The organism is Streptococcus infantis (assembly GCF_047465525.1).
In the GTDB taxonomy this organism is placed as follows: domain Bacteria; phylum Bacillota; class Bacilli; order Lactobacillales; family Streptococcaceae; genus Streptococcus; species Streptococcus infantis_R.
Genome location: NZ_JASGZS010000067.1, coordinates 1 through 598, shown reverse-complemented (window position 1 = coordinate 598; position 598 = coordinate 1). Strand labels below are relative to the sequence as shown.

Genomic DNA, 598 nt, shown 5'->3' with positions numbered 1-598 from the left:
AGACCTTCTGGGATATGGACAAAGTCATTTCTGATGGTGTTAAAAAGGGACAACACATCTATCATATTCTCAAAACCCATAACCTTGATGTCAGCTCCTCAACCGTCTATAGACACATCCGAAAAGGATACCTGTCTATCGCTCCTATTGATCTAGTCAGAGCCGTTAAATTTAAAGAAAGAAAAAAAAGTAAGCTACCTTCCATCCCTAAAGAAGCTAAAGAAGGCCGTTCCTATGAGGATTTCCAAAACTATTTAACCCTTAATCAACTAGAATCTTGGCTGGAAATGGACACGGTTATGGGCAGGATGGGAGGTAAAGTCCTACTCACCTTCAATCTATCTTTCTGTAATTTTATCTTCGCTAGACTCCTGAATAATAAAACTGCCCTTGAGGTTACCAAACACCTCTATGACATCAAGAACACTCTTCACCAAGCGGATAAAGACTTCTTCCATCTCTTTCCTGTCATTCTTACCGATAATGGTGGGGAGTTTGCCAGGGTTGATGACATCGAAATGGATGTGCGAGGAGAGAGTAAGCTTTTCTTTTGTGACCCTAATCGCTCTGACCAGAAAGGGAGAATTGAGAAAAATCA

1 protein-coding gene is annotated in these 598 nt (G+C 40.8%); it reads left to right on the top strand.

Features of this window, described 5'->3' with window-relative positions:
• On the top strand, positions 1 to 598 hold a 598-nt coding region (locus tag QM374_RS10750), incomplete at both ends, for a transposase (RefSeq protein ID WP_414311742.1).